Source organism: Acidovorax cavernicola (assembly GCF_003581445.1).
In genome coordinates this window covers 1-2,753 of sequence record NZ_QXMN01000126.1, presented here as the reverse complement: position 1 = coordinate 2,753, position 2,753 = coordinate 1, and the positions used below count along the sequence as shown (strand labels likewise).

The window sequence follows — 2,753 nt, the reverse complement described above, 5'->3', positions numbered from 1 at the left end:
GCCCTCACCGATCAGCGCGCAGTTGGCGCGGATGCGCACGGCGTTCGCCACGGGATGTCCGAGGCGTATGGCCTGGCCGGGCTGCAGCGTGCGCAGTTCGGCCAGCGTGAGGCTGATCTCGCCCAGATCGAAGGACAGGCGTACCGGGATGGCGTCGAAGCTCGCGGCTTCGTCGAGGGGCGGATCAAGAGCGGGCATGGCATGGCTCCAGGGCTGGACAACGGTGAGGAAAGGGGCGTGCGCAGCGGCATGCGCAGCGGCATGCGCAGCGGCGTGCGCAGCGGCGTCCGCCGGGGCGGGAAGCTGCACATGCAGGCCGCCGGCGCCCGGGGCCTGGAGCCACAGCACGCGTTGCGCGCCGACGAAGCTGTTCGCCATCGGCACCACGTCGCCCGGGCCCAGCTGCCGCAGTTCGTCGACGCTGAGCGTGGCGTAGCCGATGTCGAGGTGCAGGGTCAGGGGCAGGGCGGCGTTCGCCAGCGGGCCTGCGCGCGGCGGCAGGGCCGAGGCGAGTCCGGCGATCAGCAGCAGGCCCAGGCTGTCGGTGCGCAGCAGGCCGGCGATGGCCTGGCTGCCTGCGCGCGCGTCGAGCTGCAGCGCGAACGCATGGGGCAGCACGGCGGGCGGCTGGCCGCCGGCCGCGGGCATGAACCGGGGCGCGCCCCGGCCCAGGCGCTCCAGGCCGGCCAGCAGGTCGTCCAGCGCCGCGGCCAGCGCACCGGCCTGCATTTCATCGGGCAGCGGGGGCAGCGCCGCGCCGTCCAGCAGGGCCGACAGCAGCTGTTCGGCCGCGGCGCCCGGCAACTGCAGCTGCAGTTGCGCGCCCGCCCATTCGATGCAGGCCAGGGTGTCGCTGGCGAGCGCCGGCCACGGTGCCTCGATGACGGGGCGCAGGCTGGCCAGCCACTGCGTGCCGCCGGCGTGCACCGGCATGCCCATGGCCCGCTGGGCGATGGTCGTGTGGGCCTGCGCCTCGTTGCGTGACAGCGGTGGCGGTCGCCAGGTGGCCGGGGCGGATAGGGAAGTGGACATCTGGGAAAGGACAAACGGGAAAGTCAGTGGTCGGAATCGACCTGCAACAGGCAGGCGTCCTCAGGGTCATCGGTCTGCACCTCCACGCGGATGTCGCGTTGCAGGCGCTGCGCCAGGCCGTGCGCGAACCAGCGCGCGGCGGCGCACAGACGCTCGCGCGCAGCTTCGTCGCTGCAGGTGAACCGCGCCACGAGCCGCCCGGCTTCCTCGAAGACATCGACGACCACGCCGGGCAACTGCGCATCGGCCAGCGTGATCTGCACGCCGCGCCGGCCCTGGCTGCCGTCGCCGACCAGCAGGCGGCTGGCCATCTGTTCGAGGGTCGGCGTCAGCGCGGCCGCTGCCGGCGGCGGCGCCTTCGGGTCGGGGCCGGCGTGGGCGGACCGGAACAGGTCGAACGGGCGCACGGCGTCGCTGGCCGGAGCCGGGGCGTTCGCTGGCGCGGCCGCGCGCTGCCGGGACAGCAGGTCGCGCAGATTCCGGCCCTGGTCGGCGAGCTCCTGCTCGCTGCGCGCGTCGGCCTGGCCGGGCGTATCGGCGGGCGTGCCGAAGGCGCTGCCCGAGGGCACCCCGACATCGAGATGGAGGGGGCGTTGCGGGCCCATCACGCGGCCTCTCCGTCGGCGCCATCCCATTCCTCGCGTTCGCGCACCACGCTCGCGGCCTCTTCCATCTCGAGGTCTTCGCGGCGTTCGGATTCCAGCGCCTCGACCGAGGCAAAGCGGCTGGCCAGATCGATGAACTTGGACGTCTGCCGCGCGGCCTCCTTGTGCAGGCTGCGCGCCTGGTCGAAACGCTGCTGCGCCTCCTCGAGCTGGCGCTGTGCGGCGTCCAGCGCGTCCTGCTGCTGCTGCTCGCGCTGGCGCAATGCGGCGACCGCCAGATGCACCTGTTCGATCTCGCGCACGCGCACGACGCGCGCGCACAGGTCCGTGTAGAGCTGCTGCTCGGCGAGCAGGCCTGCGGCCAGCAGCTGCGCCAGCAGCGCCTCGGCGTCGACGCGCTCCTGCCGGGCCTGCTGGAACATCTGGCGCTGCGCGCGCATCGCGGCTTCGGCCTGGCCTTCGCGAAAGCGCTTGATGGCCAGCAGGTCGCGCAGCATGTTCATTGTGCGGCCCCCACCAGTTGCTCGAGCGCCGCCAGCGTGTGCTCGAGGCTCGAGTTCTCATGCGTGCGCTGCTTCAGAAAGCCGCGGATGGCTTCCATCTTGGCTATGGCTTCGTCGGTGGTCGGATCGCCGCCGCGCTTGTATTCGCCGATCTTGACCAGCAGATCGACTTCCTCGTACTTGGCCATGAGTTCGCGCAGCCGGCCCGCCATGCGCCGGTGCTCTGGCGTGACCACGGCGTTCATCACGCGCGAGGCCGAGGCCAGCACATCGATCGCCGGATAGTGGTTGGCGGCGGCGAGCTTGCGCGACAGCACGATATGGCCGTCGAGGATGGAGCGGGTCTCGTCGGCGATCGGCTCGGTCATGTCGTCGCCTTCGACCAGCACCGTGTAGAGCGCGGTGATCGAGCCCTTGTCGTTCATGCCCACGCGCTCCATCAGCTTGGGCAGCGTCGCGAACACCGACGGCGGGTAGCCGCGGCGCGTCGGCGGCTCGCCCGCGGCCAGGCCGATCTCGCGCTGGGCGCGCGCGAAGCGCGTGACCGAGTCCATCAGGAACAGCACTTTCTTGCCCTGGTCGCGGAAATACTCGGCGATGGCCGTGGCCACAT

3 protein-coding genes and 1 pseudogene are annotated in these 2,753 nt (G+C 72.0%); all 4 read right to left on the bottom strand.

All coding sequences use genetic code 11. The features are described from left to right. The coding region (gene sctQ / locus D3H34_RS31515; protein WP_147400545.1) for a type III secretion system cytoplasmic ring protein SctQ at positions 1-1,032 on the bottom strand (1,032 nt) is incomplete at its 3' end. A gap of 23 nt (positions 1,033-1,055) precedes the next feature. Beyond that, positions 1,056-1,637: a hypothetical protein gene (locus D3H34_RS31510; RefSeq protein WP_119558739.1), complete on the bottom strand. Its 582-nt coding sequence runs from the start codon at positions 1,635-1,637 to the stop codon at positions 1,056-1,058. Continuing rightward, complete coding sequence (sctO, locus tag D3H34_RS31505; protein WP_119558738.1) at positions 1,637-2,140, bottom strand: type III secretion system stalk subunit SctO; 504 nt, start codon at positions 2,138-2,140, stop codon at positions 1,637-1,639. The genes D3H34_RS31510 and sctO overlap by 1 nt, the downstream gene beginning before the upstream one ends. Beyond that, positions 2,137-2,753: pseudogene (locus D3H34_RS31500) on the bottom strand (EscN/YscN/HrcN family type III secretion system ATPase); the annotation flags it as partial. The pseudogene D3H34_RS31500 and the gene sctO, both read right to left, overlap by 4 nt.